The 21,447-nt window shown below is 41.3% G+C and carries 14 protein-coding genes; 4 read left to right on the top strand and 10 right to left on the bottom strand.

Annotated features, from left to right (window positions below; translation table 11 throughout):
* Positions 1-92: 92 nt before the first annotated feature.
* The 8 genes from araA to chvE all read right to left on the bottom strand — a co-directional run bounded on the left by araA (position 93) and on the right by chvE (position 9,839).
* Entirely contained in the window at positions 93-1,517 is a 1,425-nt protein-coding gene (gene araA / locus IGJ00_RS10285) for an L-arabinose isomerase (RefSeq protein WP_438844402.1), read from the bottom strand.
* 21 nt (positions 1,518-1,538) lie between these two features.
* The gene (locus IGJ00_RS10290; RefSeq protein WP_071866859.1) at positions 1,539-2,237 is read right to left on the bottom strand and encodes an L-ribulose-5-phosphate 4-epimerase; all 699 of its coding nucleotides are present in this window, start codon (positions 2,235-2,237) and stop codon (positions 1,539-1,541) included.
* On the bottom strand, positions 2,231-3,856 hold the full coding sequence (locus tag IGJ00_RS10295; RefSeq protein WP_438844578.1) for a xylulokinase: 1,626 nt from the start codon (positions 3,854-3,856) through the stop codon (positions 2,231-2,233). Before IGJ00_RS10295 ends, IGJ00_RS10290 begins: the two co-directional genes overlap by 7 nt.
* 261 nt (positions 3,857-4,117) lie before the next feature.
* Positions 4,118-5,206: a GntR family transcriptional regulator gene (locus tag IGJ00_RS10300; protein WP_074799500.1), complete on the bottom strand. Its 1,089-nt coding sequence runs from the start codon at positions 5,204-5,206 to the stop codon at positions 4,118-4,120.
* Positions 5,207-5,382: 176 nt separating this feature from the next.
* Positions 5,383-5,706, bottom strand: a complete 324-nt coding sequence (locus tag IGJ00_RS10305; RefSeq protein ID WP_071866862.1) for a PTS sugar transporter subunit IIB — start codon at positions 5,704-5,706, stop codon at positions 5,383-5,385.
* Positions 5,707-5,718: 12 nt separating this feature from the next.
* Entirely contained in the window at positions 5,719-6,921 is a 1,203-nt protein-coding gene (gene mmsB / locus IGJ00_RS10310; RefSeq protein WP_023519955.1) for a multiple monosaccharide ABC transporter permease, read from the bottom strand.
* Positions 6,921-8,453: a multiple monosaccharide ABC transporter ATP-binding protein gene (gene mmsA / locus IGJ00_RS10315; RefSeq protein ID WP_074799501.1), complete on the bottom strand. Its 1,533-nt coding sequence runs from the start codon at positions 8,451-8,453 to the stop codon at positions 6,921-6,923. The genes mmsB and mmsA overlap by 1 nt, the downstream gene beginning before the upstream one ends.
* A 294-nt stretch (positions 8,454-8,747) precedes the next feature.
* Positions 8,748-9,839 carry a multiple monosaccharide ABC transporter substrate-binding protein gene (chvE, locus tag IGJ00_RS10320; RefSeq protein ID WP_071866864.1) on the bottom strand — a complete coding sequence of 364 codons (1,092 nt, stop codon included), beginning with the start codon at positions 9,837-9,839 and terminating at the stop codon, positions 8,748-8,750.
* A 226-nt stretch (positions 9,840-10,065) separates the two neighbouring features.
* Here chvE and IGJ00_RS10325 point away from each other — a divergent pair, with 226 nt between their 5' ends.
* The 4 genes from IGJ00_RS10325 to IGJ00_RS10340 all read left to right on the top strand — a co-directional run bounded on the left by IGJ00_RS10325 (position 10,066) and on the right by IGJ00_RS10340 (position 14,836).
* Positions 10,066-11,031 (top strand): ABC transporter substrate-binding protein, encoded by a 966-nt coding sequence (locus IGJ00_RS10325; protein WP_115357946.1) that lies wholly within the window; start codon positions 10,066-10,068, stop codon positions 11,029-11,031.
* Between the two features lie 8 nt (positions 11,032-11,039).
* Complete coding sequence (locus IGJ00_RS10330) at positions 11,040-12,488, top strand: sensor histidine kinase (protein ID WP_438844403.1); 1,449 nt, start codon at positions 11,040-11,042, stop codon at positions 12,486-12,488.
* Entirely contained in the window at positions 12,481-14,067 is a 1,587-nt protein-coding gene (locus IGJ00_RS10335; RefSeq protein ID WP_438844404.1) for a response regulator, read from the top strand. The genes IGJ00_RS10330 and IGJ00_RS10335 overlap by 8 nt, the downstream gene beginning before the upstream one ends.
* 112 nt (positions 14,068-14,179) lie before the next feature.
* Positions 14,180-14,836, top strand: coding sequence for a YitT family protein (locus IGJ00_RS10340; protein ID WP_086334925.1), 657 nt, complete (start codon positions 14,180-14,182; stop codon positions 14,834-14,836).
* A 339-nt stretch (positions 14,837-15,175) separates the two neighbouring features.
* Here the strand turns inward: IGJ00_RS10340 and IGJ00_RS10345 are convergent, their stop codons facing one another.
* Both IGJ00_RS10345 and IGJ00_RS10350 read right to left on the bottom strand, forming a co-directional pair.
* Positions 15,176-19,747, bottom strand: coding sequence for an LPXTG cell wall anchor domain-containing protein (locus IGJ00_RS10345; RefSeq protein WP_438844405.1), 4,572 nt, complete (start codon positions 19,745-19,747; stop codon positions 15,176-15,178).
* Positions 19,713-21,164 (bottom strand): FAD-dependent oxidoreductase, encoded by a 1,452-nt coding sequence (locus IGJ00_RS10350; RefSeq protein ID WP_438844406.1) that lies wholly within the window; start codon positions 21,162-21,164, stop codon positions 19,713-19,715. Before IGJ00_RS10350 ends, IGJ00_RS10345 begins: the two co-directional genes overlap by 35 nt.
* Between the last annotated feature and the right edge of the window lie 283 nt (positions 21,165-21,447).

The following is a 21,447-nucleotide window of genomic DNA, read 5'->3' on the forward strand; positions in this document are numbered from 1 at the left end:
ATCTCTAAGAAATGACATCATAACGCTCTACTTCTTTGAAAAAGTGTCGTTAGATGTAAGTTTTTCTAAAGTCCCTTATTTGATCATTTCATTTATTTGATAACGATATCTTCTAAATCTACTAAGCGTGCCCACGTTTGGATCTGCTCAGTCGTAAGGTGCAATGACACAACGGTATGGTGTCCGCCACCTGTGCGGATCCAAGCACCTACTCCTTCATGGAAACTCGGTTTGACTTTCCAAAGTACGCGTGCCACTGGTAAATGTGGGGCTGCTTCCGTTGGTTCAAAAGCTTCCACTTCATTGATCAACAATTTGTAATGCGTGCCAAAATCTGCCATGGAAACTACAACACCATCGCCTGCTTTACCGTCAAACACCAAACGAGCCGGATCTTCTCGATCACCCATCGATAATGGCGAAACAACGATTTTTGGTCGATTGACTGCCAATGTTGGATCTACTTCCATCATGTGAGACTGTAAAATTGCTTCTTTTCCTGGTGTTAATTCATACGTGTAATCTTCCATGAAACCTGTGTCTTTGTTTTGTGCCATGATTTTTAACATCCGATCCAAAGCAGCTGTTTTCCAATCCCCCTCACCGGCAAATCCGTAGCCTTCTGCCATTAACCGTTGGACTGCTAAGCCAGGTAATTGTTGCATACCGTAAAGATCTTCAAAGTTTGTTGTGAAAGCATTATAATTGCCCGCTTCCAAGAAACGTCTGATCCCGATTTCTTGTTTTGCTTGTACTTTGACATGTGCCTCCCAAGTGTCATGGTCATAATCGGCATAATCAAAATCATAAAGTTGTTTATATTCTTCAAATAATGACGCTACCTCTTCATCAGTGACTTCATCGATCACTTTGACTAAATCGCCGATCCCATAATAGTCGACCACCCAGCCAAACTGGATCTGTGCTTCTACTTTGTCTCCTTCGGTCACAGCCACATTACGCATATTGTCGCCAAAACGAGCGACCTTGATCGAGAAGCTTTCATTATAAGCCACAGCCACATGCATCCAGTCTGAGATTTGACGTTGCACATCTTCTGATTGCCAATGGCCTACCACGATTTCATTTTTCTTATTGAGACGTGCATTGATAAAGCCATATTCCCGATCCCCATGAGCTGCCTGGTTCAAGTTCATAAAGTCCATATCGATCGTTTCCCATGGGATACTCTCGTTAAATTGAGTAGCTAAATGCAACAAAGGCTTTTGTAATAATTGTGTGCCACGAATCCACATTTTTGCTGGGGAGAAAGTATGCATCCAAGTGATCACACCTGCTACTTGCTCCTGGTAATTCGCTTCTTTCATGATCGAGGTGATCGTATCAGCAGTTACTGCTAGTTCTTTTAGTACGATCGGATAAGGCAACGTTTGGTGATCATTTAGTGCCGTAACGATCGTCTCTGCATTCTTTTTGACCTGTGCTAACGCTTCCTCCCCATATAGATGTTGTGAACCTACGACAAACCAAAATTCTTTTTTACTGATTGCTAACATGATTGTAACTCCTCTATTTTTTTATTTTTTTTGGCCATAATACGCATCTTTACCATGCTTGCGTAAATAATGTTTATCCAATATTCGTTGGGGCAATGGTTCGGAAAAACTATTCAATTGACGAGTGAATAAGTTCATTTTCGCTACTTCATCCAGTACAACAGCATTCATCACCGCTTGGGAAGCATCTTTCCCCCAAGTAAATGGTCCATGGCCATGTAACAACACTCCTGGAATTGCCATGATATCAATATTTCTATTTTGGAATGTCTCAATGATCACATTGCCGGTCTCGTGTTCATAACCAGCATCGATTTCTTCTTGTGATAAAAATCTTGCACAAGGAACGCTACCATAAAAAGTATCTGCATGAGTCGTACCCATGGCGGGTAAATCGAGACCCGCTTGCGCCCAAATCGTTGCCCACGTCGAATGAGTGTGACAAATCCCACCAATTTCAGGGAAATGTTTGTAGAGAACCGCATGTGTCGGTGTATCGGAAGATGGATTTAGTTCACCTTCGATGACTTGATTATTCAAATCAACAACGACCATATCTTCTGCTTTCATTTCCTCATAGCTCACACCACTAGGCTTAATGACAAAATATCCTGTTTCTCGATCAAACGCACTGACATTCCCCCATGTGTATTTGATCAAGCCTTGTTTTGGTAAAGCTAAATTCGCTTGATAAACCGCTTCTTTCAAACCTTCTAACATTCTCTCACTCCTTCTTCCATTGATACGATCGCGGATGCTTCGATAGGCAACCCTTTTTCATACATCTCAATAAACCGTGCGTAACCACTTAAGTCTTCCTCCGTTGGTTCGATCGTCAGACCTTCACTGGTTGAAAATACATCTTTTGCTAAAAATTCTTCCAAAGTCATTGCTTCTGCCGCTTGGAGATAAGCAGCTAATAAGGCGATCCCCCAAGCGCCTCCTTCTCCGGCTGTTTCCATGACTGTGACAGGTGCTTCCATTGCTGAAGCTAGAATCGTTTGAGCAACTTTCGGCGTTTTAAAGATCCCACCATGTGCCACTAAACGATCGATCGTGACTTGTTCGGATTTAAGAATCTCCATCCCTAGACGCATCGCCCCAAAAGCACTTGACAGGTGCATCCGCATAAAATTCGCTAAATCAAACTTACTATCCGGCTGTCTCACGAATAGTGGTCTGCCTTGTTCCATTTTTGTGATGTTTTCGCCTGAGTGGTACCCGTAGCTGAGTAATCCTCCGCAGTCGCCATCCCCTTGTAGCGCTTTCAAAAATAAGGTTTCATAAATCTGCTGTGTATCGATCGTCACGCCAAGACTCTCACTGAACTCTTTGAAAATCTTGACCCATGCGTTGATTTCTGATGAGCAGTTGTTTGTGTGCACCATTGCCACAGGGCTTCCGTCAGGTGTTGTTACTTGGTCGATCTCTGGATGGATGTTTACTAACTCTTTGTCTAGTACGATCATTGCAAACGCCGATGTCCCTGCTGAAACATTCCCTGTACGTAACCCCACACTATTCGTTGCGACCATGCCTGTGCCAGCATCCCCTTCTGGTGGACAAACAGGAATCTCTGCAGATAAGTTACCGGATAGATCTAAGAGCTTGGCTCCCTTTTCAGTCAGCGTCCCTGCAACCTCACCAGCCAAACGAATTTCTGGAAGAAGCGTTTCTAACGGTTGCGAAAAGCCTTCCGCTTGTGCCAATTGATCAAAAATAGCAATCTTTTGTGCATCATATCCCTTCGTTTGACGATCGATGGGAAACATTCCTGAAGCATCTCCAACTCCTAATACTTTTTGTCCGGTCAATTGCCAATGGATGTACCCAGCTAAAGTTGTAAAGTAACTAAGATCTTTTAAATGTGTTTCTTTATTTAAAATCGCTTGATATAGATGGGCAATGCTCCAACGCTGTGGGATCGTATAATGAAAGGCTTTGCTCAGTTTTGCTTCTGCCTCTGCGGTAATGGCATTGCGCCACGTGCGAAAAGGAACAAGCAATTCATCGTCTTGATCGAATGCCAGATAGCCGTGCATCATTGCGCTAAAGCCGATAGCCCCTATCGTAGTCAGTGTCGTCTCATACTCCGCAGAAACTACATCGACTAACTGTCCATAACTCGATTGTAACCCCTTCCAAATCTCATCAAGTGAATAGGTCCAAATACCGTTTTCTAACTGGTTTTCCCAATCGTAACTTCCAGCTGCAATCGGCTCATAGTGTTGATCGATCAGCACTGCTTTGATTCTCGTTGAACCTAGCTCAATACCTAGTGCTGTTTGCCCTGTGCGAATCGCTTCTATTCGTTTCAGCCTAGTTTCTTTCGCTTCGATGTCAAACGCCTCCTTAGTTTCTCTTTATGATAGTTACAGTATAAAACTTTTTGTACGTACATGTCAACGATATTATAGTTATTTGTTCGTACATAAACCTTTTTCTTTTTCCTGATAAATTCACATTTGCCATATAAAAAAGGCAAAGAGAGTAAATTCCCCCTCTTTACCTTTTTAAGAGCAAATAATCTTGCTAGACATTGACTAATTTTCATTAAATAAATTTTTATCGTATCTGGTACACTTAGCGTTTCCCCTCAGCTACTCGCCCTTCTTTGCTGCACTTACTGAATCTCTGATCACCAAACTAGGTTCATAGACGATGTTTTCTCCTTGATCACCCGTTTGGATCGTGTGAATGATCCATTCTGCCGCATCTTTTCCCATCCGCTCTTTTGGATGAGTTAAAGTGGTCAGTTTCACTGCGCCCATCTGACTCAACGAGGAATCATCATTTCCGATGATCGACAATTGCTGCGGTACTTGATAACCCTTTGCGATCACCTCATCAAGCAACTGGCTAGCAACTTGATCGTTGTAGCAGATGATGCCGGTGCTTGCCGATTCTTTTAGCTGTAAGAGGACTTTTTCACCTAGTTTCCCACGAGAATCAGTCGTGTAGGTAATGATATCTTCCGGCGAAAATTGGATACCGTAGGCTTCGCACGCTTGAATAAATCCTTTCATCCGATATTTTCCTTGTAAATCATCAATTTTCGTGATGAACAGTAATCGCTGATGTCCTTGCTGGATCAAATACTCTGTCCCTTTAAAGCCAACTTTTACATCATCAACACAAATCGAGGCGACCGCTAATTCTTCATAGACAGCATTGATCATGACCATCGGGATTCCTTGTTCTCTCAATCGGACATAGAGCGCAAGGTTCGGATTGTATTCATTACTTTTTGTTGGCTCTACGATCAAGCCATCTACACCAAACTGCAGCATTTTTTCTAAACAGTTTTTTTCTTGTTGATGATCATTATTCGTACTAGCTAATAAGAGTGAATATCCTTGTTCACTCAACGCTTTTTCAATTCCTCGGATGATCGAGGGAAATATATAATCCGATAAATACGTCGTGATCACGCCAATCGTCTTTTGATTTTTTCTACTTTCTGATGTTTTCTTATACGCGTCATCGACATATGTTCCAGAACCTTTTTCTTTACGTAGATACCCTTCATTGACTAACAATCCAATCGCTTGTCTTACCGTATGACGGCTGACTTGATAGTCTTTTTGTAATTGGAGTTCAGGTGGTATCGGTTCATTTAGTTTAAAAATTTGGTCAATGATCTTATCCTTTATCTCGTCTGCGATCATTTGATATTTTGTTTTATCCATGGTTACATTGCCAATCCTTTCACTCCGACGTAAGTTGTCCGAACAATCATTTGATATCATTGTAGCACAACTTGTTTTGGAAAGGATTATTAACACAAAAAAATATCTGTGAGATTCTTTTTATTAGCGCTTTGTAAGGAACAACTGCTCTTTTTCAACTTTTACTTCAAGTGATTTCAAAAGAATTGTAAGATATCTGCTAAGACAGATTCACCATCAAATGTTTCGTAATCTTCTTTACGAATCAATTTGTAAGGAACAGCTTTTACCGTCAGAAAATCTTTTAACCGTTCCACTTCATACTCTGATTGTGGACCGATCATCAGTCCGTCAATATGTTGGTTTTGGATCGCCTGCTCTGCCACGATTGCTGGTGCAGAATATACATGTAGAGGCACCCCTTTTTCATTTGCTGCATTTTGGATATTTTTTACTAGCAGACCAGAAGTGATCCCAGCGGTGCAAATCAATAATATCCGTTTTTCCTCTGTCGATTCCATCCGTTCACCACCTCAAGAAATTTTGCGTTTTTTATTGTAAATATCCAATACGACAGCTAGCAATAAAATCAAGCCCTTGATTGCCTGTTGCCAGTCTACTCCGACCCCCATGATCGACATCCCATTGTTCAGCACACCCATGACTAAGCCACCGACGATTGCTCCAGTGATCGTTCCAATCCCTCCAGAAGTCGAAGCTCCTCCAAAGTACACAGAAGCCATCGCATCTAATTCAAGCGAAGTCCCTGCCTGAGGGGTAGCAGCATTTAAACGAGCGGCTAAGATCAATCCTGCTAAAGCAGCCATGACGCCCATATTCACAAATACCCAAAAGGTGATTTTCTTCGTCTTGATCCCAGATAATTGAGCGGCCTTCAAATTGCCACCTGTGGCATAAATTTGTCGTCCAGCGACTGTCCGATTGGTCAAAAATCCATATATCCCAACAATCACACCTAAAATGATCAATATTACTGGAAATCCTTGGTATGAAGCAAAGATATAACTTAATCCTAAGACAAGAACGATCGTCAATGCTGCTTTGATCAAGAATGCGTTCATTGATGGTACTTCAAATAAATTTTCTTTTCTTCGCGCTCTCGCACGCCATTGAGCAAATACTAAACTAACAGCTAACACGACACCTAAAATCAACGTCAATAAGTGCATTCCAGGAACACCAAAGATATCTGGTAAATAACCCGTCGAGATTTTTTGGAAACCTCCAGGGAAAGGCGCTAAAGATTGCCCTCCTAATACAACTTGTGTCAAGCCACGAAACATCAGCAGACCAGCAAGTGTTACGATAAACGCCGGGATTCCTACATAAGCGACCCAAAATCCTTGCCACGCACCGATCACCCCACCAACTAATAAACATAAAGGGACTGCGAGCCAAGGACTGATGTTGTTATTGACCATCAACATACCCGCCATCGCCCCTACAAATGCCATGACTGAACCTACCGATAAATCCACGTAGCCTAAAAGTACGACCAACAACATTCCTGCAGCCAAAATCAAAATATGGCTGTTTTGCAACACGATATTCGTTATATTCAGCGGTCTTAAAAAGATCCCGCCGGTCATTAGTTGAAAAGCGATCAACAAAGCGACCAAAATAATGACCATACTATATTTACTAAAGATATCCAATATCTTTTCTTTTACATTCCAAGCTTTTTTTTCCTGACTTTTTTTTGTGACATTTTCCATCAGCCCACTGCCTCCTCTTCTTTTGTCATCAGGTTCATCAATAACTCCTGATTTGCCTCTTCTCTAAGCACTTCTCCCGTCATTTTCCCTTCATTCATGGTATAGATCCGATCACACATACCGATGATCTCAGGTAGTTCAGAAGAAATGATACAGACACATTTTCCTAAGGCAGCCATTTCTTCAATAATCGTGTAGATTTCATACTTTGCCCCGACATCGATACCACGAGTCGGTTCGTCCAGAAATAAAATTTCCGGTTCTGTCATCAACCACTTAGCTAAAACGACTTTTTGTTGATTCCCTCCACTTAAACTACCAACGTTTTGGAACACATTGGTGGCTTTGGTCCTCATTTTTTTCCGAAAGTTCTCTGCTTCGATCACTTCTTTTTCTTGATCTAAAATGCCACTTCGACTAATTTTTTTGAGACTAGCAATCGTCGTATTTTCTCTGATGTCCATTAAAAGATTCAAGCCAACAGACTTACGATCTTCGGACACATACGCCAACCCATGATCAATTGCTTGAGAAACATCTTTGATCACTAATTCTTTTCCGTCTTTAAAAATCTTACCGCTGATATTGCTTCCATATGATCGACCAAAAATACTCATGGCAAATTCAGTTCGTCCTGCCCCCATCAATCCGGCGATACCAACAATTTCTCCTCGTCGAATCGAAAAATCGATATGATCATTGATGATTCGGTCGGTGGTCAATGGATGATGGACCGTCCAATCCTTGACTTCAAAATAAACCTCGCCAATATCAGGATGACGATCAGGATAACGATTCGTTAAATCACGACCAACCATCCCCTTAATGATCCGTTCTTCACTGATTGCTGTATTTTCTAACGTTTCGATCGTTTGGCCATCTCGTAAGATCGTGATCCTGTCCGCCACCGCAACGATTTCATTCAATTTATGCGAAATGATGATCGAAGTGATCCCTTGATTGCGAAACTCCTTGATCAATGCTAAAAGATTGGCACTTTCTTCTTCATTCAGTGCTGCTGTCGGTTCATCTAATATGAGTAATCGAACATTTTTAGAAAAAGCCTTCGCAATTTCCACCAACTGTTGATGCCCGACACCGATTTGTGAGACTAAGGTGTTCGGATCGATTTTCAAGCCCACTGTTTTTAGTAGATTTTCTGTTTTTCGTTCCGTCAAGTTCCAGTCGATCACGCCATGTTTTGTTTGTTCGTTCCCTAAAAAAATGTTTTCTTTGATCGATAGATAAGGACTCAAGGCTAATTCCTGGTGGATGATCACGATCCCTTTCGCTTCACTATCTCTAAGATTTTTGAATTGGCATACCTCACCGTCATACATGATTTCGCCTGAATAACTGCCATAAGGATACAAACCGCTCAACACATTCATCAACGTGGATTTTCCTGCACCATTCTCGCCACAAAGGGCGTGGATCTCTCCACGTTTAATGCGGAGATTGACATTGTTCAACGCACGAACACCAGAGAATTCTTTGATGATTTCTTTCATTTCTAAAATATAATCTGCCATTTTTTCACTTCCTAATCGAGGGTGTGATAGAAGTACTCAACTCCGAAAAATAAGCGCGAAACCTGAAAATTGTTCTTCAAATTTTGAGATCTCACGCTTATTTTTGAAGGAGCTACTACTGAAACACTATTTATTGAGGTTATGCCAGAAGCGTTTTGACCTAAGCAATAAGAGAGAAAATTGAAAAATAGTTGGTTATATTTCTCCGATTTTTTGCTTAATGTTGAAGGTCAGCTTCTAAACACCGTTTATTCGGTTCTAAGGGTACAAGAGGACAAATGTTCCAAAGCCCTCTTATTGGCCTAAATCACTTTCGCTGTAATACTCAGTATCGATCAGCTCTTGTTTGTAATTTTCTTTATCTACAGAAACTGGGTTAGCTAGATAAGTCGGGATGACTTTCACACCATTATCGTAGGTTTCCTCATCATTGACCGGCACTTCTTTATCATTGTTGATTGCTTCGATCATCTCTACCGTATTATCAGCTAGCACCCGTGTATCTTTAAAGATCGTTTGTGTTTGCTCTCCTGCAATGATGGATTTCACTCCAGCAATCGTTGCATCCTGTCCTGTGATAACTGGAAGTGGTTTGTCGGCTGAGCCATAGCCCACTCCTTTTAAGGAGGAAATGATCCCTAAACTGATTGGATCGTAAGGAGAAAGAACTGCATCTAATTGTTCATCTGTATAGTTAGCACTTAATAAGTTATCCATACGTGCTTGTGCAGTTGAGCCATCCCAACGAAGCGTCGCGATTTGATTGAATTTCGTTTGACCTGATGAGACGTTCAATTGTTTGCTGTCGATATATGGTTGAAGAATCGACATCACACCATTGTAATTGATCAATGCGTTGTTATCGTCAGGTGAACCGCCAAATAATTCGATCGTAAATGGGCCAGCACCATCTTTTAAACCTAATTTATCTTCGATATAAGAAGCTTGTAAAACACCTACACCAAAATTATCAAATGTTGCATAATAATCGACATATTCAGAGTTCATTAATAAACGGTCATACGCAATGACTTTGATATCCGCCTGATGTGCTTTTTCTAAGACATCTGTCAATGCTGAACCGTCAATCGAAGCAATGACCAACGTATCTACTCCTTTTGTGATCATATTTTCGATTTGTGCCACTTGGTTTTCTACTTTGTCTTCTCCATATTGCAAATCCGTCTTGTATCCTTTTTCTTCTAGTTGCTTGACCATATTGTCGCCATCTGCGATCCAACGCTCTGCAGATTTTGTTGGCATCGAAATACCTACGAACCCTTTTTCATCTCCGGCTGCACTGCCATTGCTACAACCGGCGAATACTGTCACTGATATTAATAAAAAAACAATTGCTACCAACCAATTTTTCCCAACTCGTTTCATGTGTGTCCCTCCAAATACTTATTTGATGAATTCATCATAATCGAAATATAAAACGCTTTCATTGATTATTTTTCTGTGTTTCTATAAATTCCCTCGTGAATTTATGTAAACTTTTGATTTTTCTTCATTTTCTTTTGACGATTCTTGATTTTCTTACGAAATTGACAAACATGCTAATATGAAAATTGAAAACGCTATATGATATAGATAAAAGGGGAGATTCATTATGAAGAACAAAAGTTTTTTTATCCTGGTAGCTTTTTGCCTGTTGTTGACTGGGTGTGCTTTCAACTCTACTGAGCCTACTAAAAAAGAGTTGACCATTGGTTTTTCTCAAGCTGGCACCGAAAGTAATTGGCGCAAAGTTCAAAATCAATCCATCAAAGAAGCGCTGGAAAAACAAAATTTCCAAGTCCTTCACCGAAATAGTTACTCTGATCCAAAACAACAGATACAAGATGTGATGACATTTATTGCCTATCAAGTCGATATGATCGTGTTATCTCCTATCGAAGAAACAGGCTGGGATTCTGTTTTGGAAGAAGCCAAAGAAGCGAATATCCCAGTCATCATCGTTGATCGTAACATCACAACGGAAAAACAAGATCTCTATTTGACCCATATTGGTTCAAGTTTCAAAGCACAAGGTAGTCGAGCAGGCCTTTATGTCACCAATCATTACCAGCAAAAAACACAAGAATCGATCCAAGTATTTGAGATACGTGGTTCAGAAAACACATCTCCCACTCGCTTGCGATCAGACGGCTTTTTAGAAACCATCGGTCGCGACCCAAGAATCCATGTCAGGCAAGTGATCACCGGAGACTATATTCGCTTAAAAGCCAAAGAACAATTTTCAAAAGCCATTGATGAGGGAAAACTTGAGGGAATCGATGTCATTTATTCTCACAATGATGAAATGACACTAGGTGCCTTAGATGCGATCAAGGAAAAAAAACTTGAAAAGAATTTTGTGATTGTCAGCATTGATGCACAAAAAGAGATGATCGATCAATTAAAAAAAGGAAAGGTCAACTGTGTGGTGGAATGCAATCCTTTTATGGGTGAACTAGTAGCCAATACAGTCAAACGCTACTTCGAAAAGAAAGCGATTCCACAAGACATCTATGTTTCTGATACGGTGTTCTCAGACCAAAATGATTTTTCAACGATCCCACCGCGGGGGTATTAGGAGGAAAAATGAAAAAGAACGAAAGCATTAAAGTACTACTTCGACATACAAGCTGGCTCATGTTATCTTTAGCAATCACGCCTTTGATCATTAGCATTGCACTTTATACACATTATCTTTTTTCCTATGAAAAAAGTATCCATAATATCTCGATTGCTAATCAAATCGCCAGTAACGTAGAAGAAACAATCATCGAAGAAGCTCTTGGATTAACTTATGGACAGATCACACCTGAAGAATTTCAACAGAGCAACCAGATCAATCGCATCAAAGAAGAAATCAGTGCCATCAAAGTCAGTACTCAAAACTCACAAGAATTAGCAACACTCAATATCGTTTTGCGCTCCCTTGATAATGTTTCTGACTATTTAGACAAAATCATTGCAAATATCCATCAAAAAGAAACATTCGCAGAAAATCAAGCATTGATGTTACATGTTGAATCTGCGGTCAAACTTGCCCATGACATCTTACAAGATTTTGTCAAAATCGAAATCGATACGGCTTCCGTAAAAAGTGAAGAAGTTCGCAGTTCCTTGGTGATTCTCTCCACCATCGAGGCTGTTATCATCGCGCTGATTTTCCTATTGACAAGAAAGTTCAACACGAAAATGATGTACCAAATTCAACAGCCTATGGATGAAATGATCAAAATGGCTGATGCTTTAGCAGAAGGACATTTAAATCATCGGATCAAAACTCCACAAAATAATGAGTTAAAAAAATTAAGTAATAGCATGAATGATATGGCTGATAACTTAGTGATTTTGTTAGAGGAAAATGCGTTGAAGCAATATAATCTTGCGCAAAGTGAAGTCAGGACACTACAAGCTCAGATCATTCCCCATTTTATTTATAATAGTTTAGATGCCATTTTGGTCTTGGCAGAAATGGGTCAAATTGAAAAAGTCAAAGAAATGACATATGCCTTATCTGACTTTTTCCGCATTTCATTAAGCCAAGGAAAAGACTGGATACCAGTCGAACAGGAAATTCGACATTGCGACAATTACCTGAAGATTTTGCAAATCCGCTATGGAGACCAATTATCTTATCAATTAACCATTGATCCAAAAGTCAATCATCATCCAATATTGAAAATGATTCTTCAACCATTGATTGAAAATGCGGTCTATCATGGAACCAAATTGGTACGTCGGCCAGGAAAAATCATCGTAAAAGCGTATATAGACCAAGAAGAATTTATCCATTTTTGGATCATTGATAACGGAAAAGGGATTACTGAAACCAAGTTAGAGGAGATCAACCAAGAACTCGCAGATGGTTTAGATACTAATTTCCATAAAGGATATGGACTCTTTAACGTCAACAAGCGCTTGCTTTTATACTATGGAACCGATGCAAGTATCAAGATTACTAGTCGGATCGATCATGGAACGGTCATCCATGTCGTTGTCCCTACAAAAAATATAGATAGGAATGAAGCAAATGTATAAAATTTTTATTGCAGAAGATGAACATTTGATTCGCGAATCATTGAAGAGGATGATCACTGATTTTTCAACCTTTTTACCTTTGGGCTCTATTGAAGATGCCAGCGATGGCGAACTTGCTTTATCAATGATTGCCGAGCAGAAACCAGATATCTTATTGACAGATATTCGTATGCCTTTTATGAATGGGATTGAATTAGCCAATGAAGTAAAAAAACTTTTGCCTGATATCCAAATCATTTTTATTAGTGGATATGATGAATTTACGTATGCAAAAGCTGCGATTCAACTTCAAGTAGCCGAGTATCTGTTAAAACCGATCAAACCTAATGAACTACAAAAAAGCCTAGAACAAATCATTCAAAAACTAGAAGCTGCCTCCTTATTGAAACAGTCTAAAGAAACAAATGGCTATTCCTTAGAAGTACAAAAAAACTTCTACTTGAATGCCCTGTTCAATAATCAGTTACTACTTTCAGAAGCAATTGAAGAAGGTCGAAAACTTGAACGTGAAATCGCCGGAAATAAATATATGGTTCTTTTGATCGCAAATCATACAAATAAATTTTTTTCAGATTATGATATTTTTCATGAAAAGATGGCTGAGCTATTCGATCACGATAAACAAATACTTTTTTCTTCCCTTTCTTCACGATTTATCAAACTATTGATTTTTGATCCAAATGAAGATATATTACAAAAAAAAGCAAATCAAGTCGCATTGCTTTCTCATAAAACATTAGGTCATACGACAGATGATTTAGTTATCGCAATCGGTTATCCTGTCAAACGAATCAGCGAAATTCCACATAGTTATCAGACTGCTGTTCATTTGCTCAGTTACTTGAAGATCGATCCTAAAATAAAAATTCTTTCTTATTTAGATTATGAAAAAAAGCTTGGCAATTACGGACAATCTTTTGATCTAAAAGAATCCATTCGTTTACTAAGAAAAAGCGAAATTTCTTCGTTTGTTGAGAAGTTGGTCAAACAGACCAATCAACATGCCGATCCACTTCTCGTTAGGCATCTGATCATCAATGAGTTGAATGAATTAGTAACGATACGTCAAAAACAAACCAATCAAGTCGTTTCTTTTACCACTACAGAGGAAATCCCGAACATTCTGTCAGACACGCCTCTCTTCATCCAATACCTTGAACAAATGATTTACTTTTTAAAAGAAATGGTACTTGAGAATCACATGAATCAATATAAAGAAGTACTCGAACAATCCGTCACGTATATTGAGAACCACTATTTTGAACCAGAGCTTTCTCTTAAAGAAGTGGCTGATCATGTCCATTTGAGTAGCTCACATTTCAGTACGATTTTTTCTCAAGGGATAGGACAAACATTTATTGACTATCTTACTGAACAACGATTGAGCATGGCTAGGCGACTTTTGCGGGAAACCAATTCAAAACTATCTGTCATAGCCTCAGAAGTGGGATACAATGATCCAAATTATTTTAGTTCTATTTTTAAGCGAAAAGAAAAAATCTCACCTAAAGAGTATCGAAAAAAGAAACAAAATAGTGCACATTCTTTACAAGAAAATAATTATCTAGTCAACGAATAAGCAACAAACCCGCGAAATATTTTTTTCAGTTTAGTCTGAAAAAGTTGTTACTTTCTTACCTGGACTACTTGCTATAATTATAGAAATAGTGAAAAAAGAAAGGAATACGCGTGTGAAAGCAGAAATAAAAAAATTACCTGTGATTATTGTTGGAATCATTAGTATTACAGTGGGACTAAATATGTTTTTGCTTCCACATCAAATTGCTTCAGCAGGCGTAGGATCAATTGGTTTTCTTCTAGAAATGGTCTTGCTGATCGATCGGACATTGATTGTTTGGGCAATCAATCTAGCGATGCTTTGCTTAGCTTTTATCTTTCTGGAAAGAGCAGTTTTTTTTAAAACCCTGATAGGTAGTTTGATATTTCCGATTATTTTAGCACACACACCGACTTTGACAATCACCCAATATTTCCCAATCGCCTTAGTCGCTGGCAGTTTTCTATTTAGTCTTGGAATATTCATTCTTTACCAAATCGGTGCCTCAAACGGCGGAGTTACGGTTCCTCCACTGATTTTCAAAAAATATTTTGGGATCGAACATGCTTTAGGTGTTTTACTGACAAATACCGTGATCATAGTTCTAAACCTTGTGATTCTGGGGGTAAGACAAGCGGTTATCTCTGCCATCTCTATTTATCTCATTTCATTTTTCATGAAAAAACTATTACAATTTCAAACTCAATTTTTAGCTATTAAGCCGATTGATTTAGTGAATGAGAGTTCGCCTATTCTAGATGAACAAACTAATAAAAACCTAGCAGAATAAACATTGTGACTAATAGCTATAAGAAAATAACCCATGAAATCCAAAATAGGAAACTATTTTCGGAAGTTCATGGGTTATTTTATATGATTATTTTTATCTATTATTTAGACGGAATGCGTTAAATCAAATTGACTACTTCAAAATAAAGCGAGTAGGACATTAGTCCTCTCGCATATTCTAAAACCGAATAAACGGCGGGAACAGAAGTAACTTCTTTGGAAATAAGGCACCATCTACGAAAATTGTTTTAGTGGATGGTGCCTTATCTTTCGAGGCTAAACACTTCTGTCCTGATCGCTGACTTATCGAGGTAAAAGTATTCTATTTTTACCTTATTTTCTACTTTTTATCCTTATTTTCCTCTTTATTTTCTTGTTCTTCATCTTCCTCTTTGATCACACGTTCGACACGATCTTCATCATTTTGTAATTCACGACGGTTGCGTTTGAACAGTCCGAAGAATCCTGCAAAAGCAACAAGTATCCCACCAACAAATTTTCCAAACATACCTGAAGTTGAACCAGTCTTAGGTAATTGCTTACCTGAAACATCTTCAGAGTCACTTATCTCTTGTGTGTTACTCGTTTGGTCATTCGTTTGCTTATTACTAGATAATCCATCATTAGAGCTGTTATCACTTAGTACTTGGTTTCTTGCAACTTGATTATCTGTATCGGTCGTCTCAGTTGATGTGGTACTACTTAAATCAGTTTCGCCTCCATCACCGGTGCTTAGATTTACCTCTGGTGTTGTCGTACTTGGGTCAGTTTCTCCTCCACCAGCGCCTGGGTCTACTTCTGGCGTCGTCATTCCTGGATCGGTTTCGCCTCCCGTGCCTGGGTCTACTTCCGGCGTGCCAGTGGCCGGATCGGTTTCGCCTCCCGTGCCGGGATCGACTTCTGGCGTGCCGGTTCCAGGATCGGTTTCGCCTCCGGTACCTGGATCGACTTCTGGTGTACCTGTGTCGGGATCGGTTTCGCCTCCGGTACCTGGGTCTACTTCTGGCATGGTTGTACCTGGATCTGTTTCGCCGCCACCTGTGCCGGGGTCTACTTCTGGTGTGCCTGTTCCCGGATCGGTTTCGCCTCCCGTTCCTGGGTCTACTTCTGGCGTAGTCGTTCCTGGATCTGTTTCGCCTCCGGTACCTGGGTCGACTTCCGGAGTGGTCGTACCTGGATCGGTTTCGCCTCCGGTACCTGGGTCTACCCCTGGTGTGCCTGTGCCCGGATCAGTTTCGCCTCCCGTGCCTGGGTCTACTTCCGGCGTGCCTGTGCCCGGATCGGTTTCTCCGCCACCCGTGCCTGGGTCTACTTCTGGCGTGCCAGTGGCCGGATCAGTTTCGCCGCCCGTACCTGGATCTACTTCTGGCGTACCTGTGCCCGGATCGGTTTCGCCTCCGGTGCCTGGGTCTACTTCCGGCGTACCTGTGCCCGGATCGGTTTCGCCTCCGGTGCCTGGGTCTACTTCTGGTGTGCCTGTGCCCGGATTGGTTTCGCCTCCTGTGCCGGGATCGGTAGTTTCTCCGCCTGTTCCTGGGTCTACTTCTGGCGTCGTTGTGCCGGGATCAGTTTCGCCTCCCGTATCTGGGTCTACTTCTGGCGTCGTCGTTCCTGGATCGGTTTCGTCTTCACCCGTGCCGGGGTCTACTTCTGGCGTGGTCGTACCTGGATCGGTTTCGCCTCCCGTACCTGGATCTACTTCCGGCGTCGTCGTTCCCGGATCTGTTTCGCCGCCCGTACCTGGGTCTACTTCTGGCGTCGTCGTTCCTGGATCGGTTTCGCCTTCACCCGTGCCTGGGTCTACTTCTGGTGTAGTCGTGCCGGGATCGGTAGTTTCTCCGCCTGTTCCTGGGTCGACTTCCGGTGTTGTTGTACCTGGATCAGTTTCTCCTCCGGTACCTGGATCGACTTCCGGCGTTGTCGTTCCTGGATCTGTTTCTCCGCCTGTTCCTGGGTCTACTTCTGGCGTCGTTGTGCCGGGATCGGTTTCGCCACCTGTACCTGGATCGACTTCTGGTGTGATCGTGCCGGGGTTAATAGGTATTAACGGATCAATCTCTGGCGTGACCGTGTTTAGACTTTTATCTGGTATTACGATATCTAAACCTGGAATACTTGCTCCTGGTTGACTTGGCAAAATTGGGTTGACAGTTGGAATACCTGCTTCTGGCTTATCTGGAGTCGCTGGTTCTACCTCTGGCGTACCTGTGCCTGGATCGGTTTCGCCACCTATACCTGGGTCTACCTCTGGTGTGCCTGTGCCCGGATCGGTTTCGCCTCCTGTGCCTGGCTCTACTTCTGGTGTGGTCGTACCTGGATCGGTTTCTCCGCCACCTGTGCCTGGGTCTACTTCTGGTGTTGTTGTACCTGGATCTGTTTCGCCTCCGGCACCTGGATCTACTTCCGGCGTACCTGTGCCTGGATCGGTTTCGCCTCCGATACCTGGGTCGACTTCTGGCGTCGTCGTGCCGGGATCGGTTTCGCCTCCCGTACCTGGGTCTACTTCTGGCGTCGTCGTGCCGGGATCGGTTTCGCCTCCCGTGCCTGGGTCTACTTCTGGTGTACCTGTGCCCGGATCGGTTTCGCCTCCTGTGCCTGGGTCTACTTCTGGTGTGGTCGTACCTGGATCTGTTTCGCCACCTGTGCCTGGCTCTACTTCTGGCGTATCTGTGCCCGGATTGGTTTCGCCTCCCGTACCTGGATCTACTTCCGGCGTACCTGTGCCCGGATCGGTTTCTCCGCCTCCCGTTCCTGGGTCTACTTCTGGCGTCGTCGTGCCCGGATCGGTTTCTCCTCCCGTGCCTGGGTCTACTTCTGGTGTGCCTGTGCCTGGATCTGTTTCGCCTCCGGTACCTGGGTCTACCTCTGGTGTGCCTGTTCCTGGATCGGTTTCGCCTCCCGTACCTGGGTCTACTTCTGGCGTGGTCGTACCTGGATCTACTTCCGGCGTACCTGTGCCTGGATCTGTTTCGCCTCCGGTACCTGGATCGACTTCTGGCGTCGTCGTGCCGGGATCTGTTTCTCCGCCCGTACCTGGATCTACTTCCGGCGTCGTCGTTCCTGGATCGGTTTCGCCACCTGTGCCGGGATCGGTAGTTTCTCCGCCTGTGCCTGGGTCTACTTCTGGTGTGCCTGTGCCGGGATCGGTAGTTTCGCCTCCACCGGCGCCTGGGTCTACTTCCGGTGTTGTCGTACCTGGGGAAACTTGTGGATTCGTTGCATCCGGTGTTGTTGCATCTGGTGTGGCCATATCCGTCATTGAGGAAGAAATATAAGCAAATTCTCCACCAATTTGGTAGATATTAAAGTTCGTATCTTTCACAACGATTGTAAAATCACTGCCACTTCCATTTGCTCCGGTTAAATAGCCAGCATACTGAACTCCATTGACCATGATTGGTTGAGCAACAAACTGATTATAAGACACACCGTCTACTGTTATATTGACCGTACTTATAACTGAAGAAAAGTTTGTCTGAGAAACCTGTCCTGTTTTCACAGTTACTGCCGAATTCGCTGTAATCGTGTGACCACCATACCCACCACCAGAAAACGTCGCTGTCTGATTCCATCCTGCTAATCCAGCTGCGTCTTCGGCAAGATTACCATCGACTGCTCCACCAGGACTAATACCTGATTGAGAACCACTATACGTTGGCATCGACATTTCATCTGCGTATGCTGTAGTTGAATCAGTGGCTTTTTGCTCGTCTAAACTAACGGTCACATATTCATATTTCAATGACTCGATCACTTGATCTTTTGCTTGGATTTCATAGTAAGTTGTATTTTCATCCGCTAATTGATCAACGAAATTTACTTTAACATTGATATTGGATTCATCTGTATTTAACCAAGAATCTGTGTTCTCAAAACTCCTTACACCGTGCAAGGATAAAGACGTTTTCAAGCTGTCCACTGTACTACCGAACTGAACAGGGGAAACCAAGTAATGTCCGTTGATCTCTAAAGGCAATCCATGGGTCGATGAAGAAAACGTGAAGTAACCATCTGCTTGATTTTTACCATGATCGGTAGAAATAGACTCATCATGATAAACTGCATAATAGGTACTTCCTTCATAGGTAATTGAAAAATTCTTCTCCATAGCATCTTCAAAGTCGCTTTTGATTTCATCTGTTAATTTTGCTTGCCCATTTTCTGCTTTCACGTTCAAAGAAAAACCTGTATCGATTTTCATATTTCCTAATACTGCACCATCATCCGCGGTAAAGTTGGTGCTTTCAGGTTTCGTTTTAGATGAGAAACTTAAGGATTTTTCTCTCGTACTTGCAACTACTTTTGAATCTTTCCAGTTTGCAGAATCTTCATAAGCCTTTTCTTTGGATTCATATAAATGAGGAGAGACCGTTTTATAATTATCTTGTGAAGTTACCTTTACATTAGGATTTGCTTGGATCAATTGCCGATAGCTTGACATTTTCATTACTTGCGCATCACTTGTAGATAAAGTAGAAGTTTGGTAATAAACGTCCGCATCTTTGATTCCCAAAATTTGTTGGATATCATATGCCGTATGGGTATCACTGACTTTGATCCCTTCTCCTTCATACATAGAAGAAAGTTTTTCTTTACTTGGTAGTTGATCCATTAACTTAGCTACAAAGCCAGTATTTGTCTTCACACTGCTACTTTGACCTTTTTGTAAGGATTGATTTAATTCATCCACAGAAGTATGTTCAATATCTTGGATGGTCTCATCTTCAACAAGTCGCTTTTCGGACAAAGAGGAACTGTCTGCAGAGGCAGAAAGATTTGGAATCGTGACGCCACCGATAAATGCCCCAGCACCAACTGTCAACAGTGCGCCAGCTTCAATCATTCGCTTTTGTTTTTTTGACATCTCTTTATCTGGTTTATTTAATTTCATTTGATCTTTCTTCTTTGCCATCACGACCACTCTCTCTTTCTTTTTCCCTAACTAAAGAGGCTAATATTTTTGTAAAACCTAGTGGATTCTTGTAGCCATGTTCAAAAAAGAAATCCGTAAATTCAATTTCTGGCACGGTCACGTTTTTTTGGATTGCTAAACTGATGATATTGACATATTGAGAAATATCAACTGTTCCTAGGACCTGCAATCCTAAGATTTTTTTAGTTTTCTTTTCATAAACAAGATAAATACTTGAATAATGATTTTTTCTACCTTTCTCAATTGGTGAGTATTTGACGATTGATTCATGGACAAACTGACCACCACGTTCTAGATAACGATTCTGATAGTGTACCTCTTCTGCGTCATATCCGAATTTTTTTGCTTGATTGAGTGTGATTCCTGTATTCGCAATGGTAAATCCATCCATATTGAATTTATACGTTCCTGTGGTCATTGCTACTTCTTGCTTTTTCTCGTGGATATTGACAGCAGCGATCAGCCCTTGACGAAACGCATCGGAAGCATGAGGATTATAAATATTTTCTTTGGTCAAGTCCATATAAGTCGTAGAGCAATCCCCTACCGCTAAAATCGAATCATCGGTTGTATACATGTACTTATCAACGACGATTGCTCCACGGTCACCGGTTTCGACTTGTCCAGCTAATAAGAACGAATTTGGTCGGAAGCCAACAGAAACAAAGACGCCATCTGCACGGATAGTCAAATCAGAAGAAGTTTCAACTTCGATTTTAGGTCGGCTCCAGATTTTTTTATCAATTGTATTGTAACTTGTCACTCTAGTACCTAGTAATAGTTGAATACCTTCTTCTTCTAGTTGCTTCTCTACTTCGATTGCGGCATTCTCATCCAAATATTTGTCAAGGATTCTTGCATTTGACTGGATCAAAGTGACTTTCATTTTTCGTTGCGCTAAGATACGAGCAATCTCTACACCGACCAGTCCAGCGCCAATCACTACCGCATGATGGGCTTCTGATATAAATTTTTCAATTGCTTCAGCATCCTTACGCTCTTTCAAAAGAAAAAGTGTCTCATTTAGTTTTCCGCCAGTTGGAGGAAGGTTGGGATACGAGCCCGCAGCCATGATCAATCGGTCATAAGATATTTCGTGCTCATGTTGACTTAACACATTTCTAAAATTCAACGTCTTCTTTTTCGCATCGATGTTAGTTACTTCTTTTTGAATGCGTAAATCCACTCCTTGAGCAATAATTTCATGCGGTGTTGCATAATTTGCTTGGGAGTGGATATCTTGATGTCCCATCAAAAATAATGGGATTGTTTGGGAGACAAATGTTATTTCATCTTTTTTTTCAAATACGATTACTTCATCGTCTGGATATTCCTCACGAATACGAAGTGCTGCGGCAATCCCCGCATGGTTTCCTCCAACAATTATGATCCTCATCAACTGCCTCCTTCATTAATAAAAGCATGCTACAAAAAATACATACGGTTATTTTTAATCTACTATTTATATAAATTATATCACTTAGAAAGACTAGTTGTCAGTTATAAAGGTCTATTTACTAAGAGTCAACCAAAACAGTTATTTCCACTCCTATTTACCAAAATCGGTACAGAAAAGAATATAACCATTCTTGATTCAACAGATGAAATAAACCATTTATTTTTTAAGTAAACATCCAGTCATAAAGTAGATATAATTGTACATTGAATTTCATAAAAAA

Source organism: Enterococcus sp. AZ062 (assembly GCF_051715065.1).
Classification (GTDB): Bacteria; Bacillota; Bacilli; order Lactobacillales; family Enterococcaceae; genus Enterococcus_B; species Enterococcus_B mundtii.

Bases quoted from the DNA above. Each gene is read 5' to 3' on its own strand.
- araA (WP_438844402.1), bottom strand. From the start codon at position 1,517: ATGTTAGCAATCAGTAAAAAAGAATTTTGGTTTGTCGTAGGTTCACAA.
- IGJ00_RS10290 (WP_071866859.1), bottom strand. From the start codon at position 2,237: ATGTTAGAAGGTTTGAAAGAAGCGGTTTATCAAGCGAATTTAGCTTTA.
- IGJ00_RS10300 (WP_074799500.1), bottom strand. From the start codon at position 5,206: ATGGATAAAACAAAATATCAAATGATCGCAGACGAGATAAAGGATAAG.
- IGJ00_RS10305 (WP_071866862.1), bottom strand. From the start codon at position 5,706: ATGGAATCGACAGAGGAAAAACGGATATTATTGATTTGCACCGCTGGG.
- mmsB (WP_023519955.1), bottom strand. From the start codon at position 6,921: ATGGAAAATGTCACAAAAAAAAGTCAGGAAAAAAAAGCTTGGAATGTA.
- mmsA (WP_074799501.1), bottom strand. From the start codon at position 8,453: ATGGCAGATTATATTTTAGAAATGAAAGAAATCATCAAAGAATTCTCT.
- chvE (WP_071866864.1), bottom strand. From the start codon at position 9,839: ATGAAACGAGTTGGGAAAAATTGGTTGGTAGCAATTGTTTTTTTATTA.
- IGJ00_RS10325 (WP_115357946.1), top strand. From the start codon at position 10,066: ATGAAGAACAAAAGTTTTTTTATCCTGGTAGCTTTTTGCCTGTTGTTG.
- IGJ00_RS10330 (WP_438844403.1), top strand. From the start codon at position 11,040: ATGAAAAAGAACGAAAGCATTAAAGTACTACTTCGACATACAAGCTGG.
- IGJ00_RS10335 (WP_438844404.1), top strand. From the start codon at position 12,481: ATGTATAAAATTTTTATTGCAGAAGATGAACATTTGATTCGCGAATCA.
- IGJ00_RS10345 (WP_438844405.1), bottom strand. From the start codon at position 19,747: ATGGCAAAGAAGAAAGATCAAATGAAATTAAATAAACCAGATAAAGAG.
- IGJ00_RS10350 (WP_438844406.1), bottom strand. From the start codon at position 21,164: ATGAGGATCATAATTGTTGGAGGAAACCATGCGGGGATTGCCGCAGCA.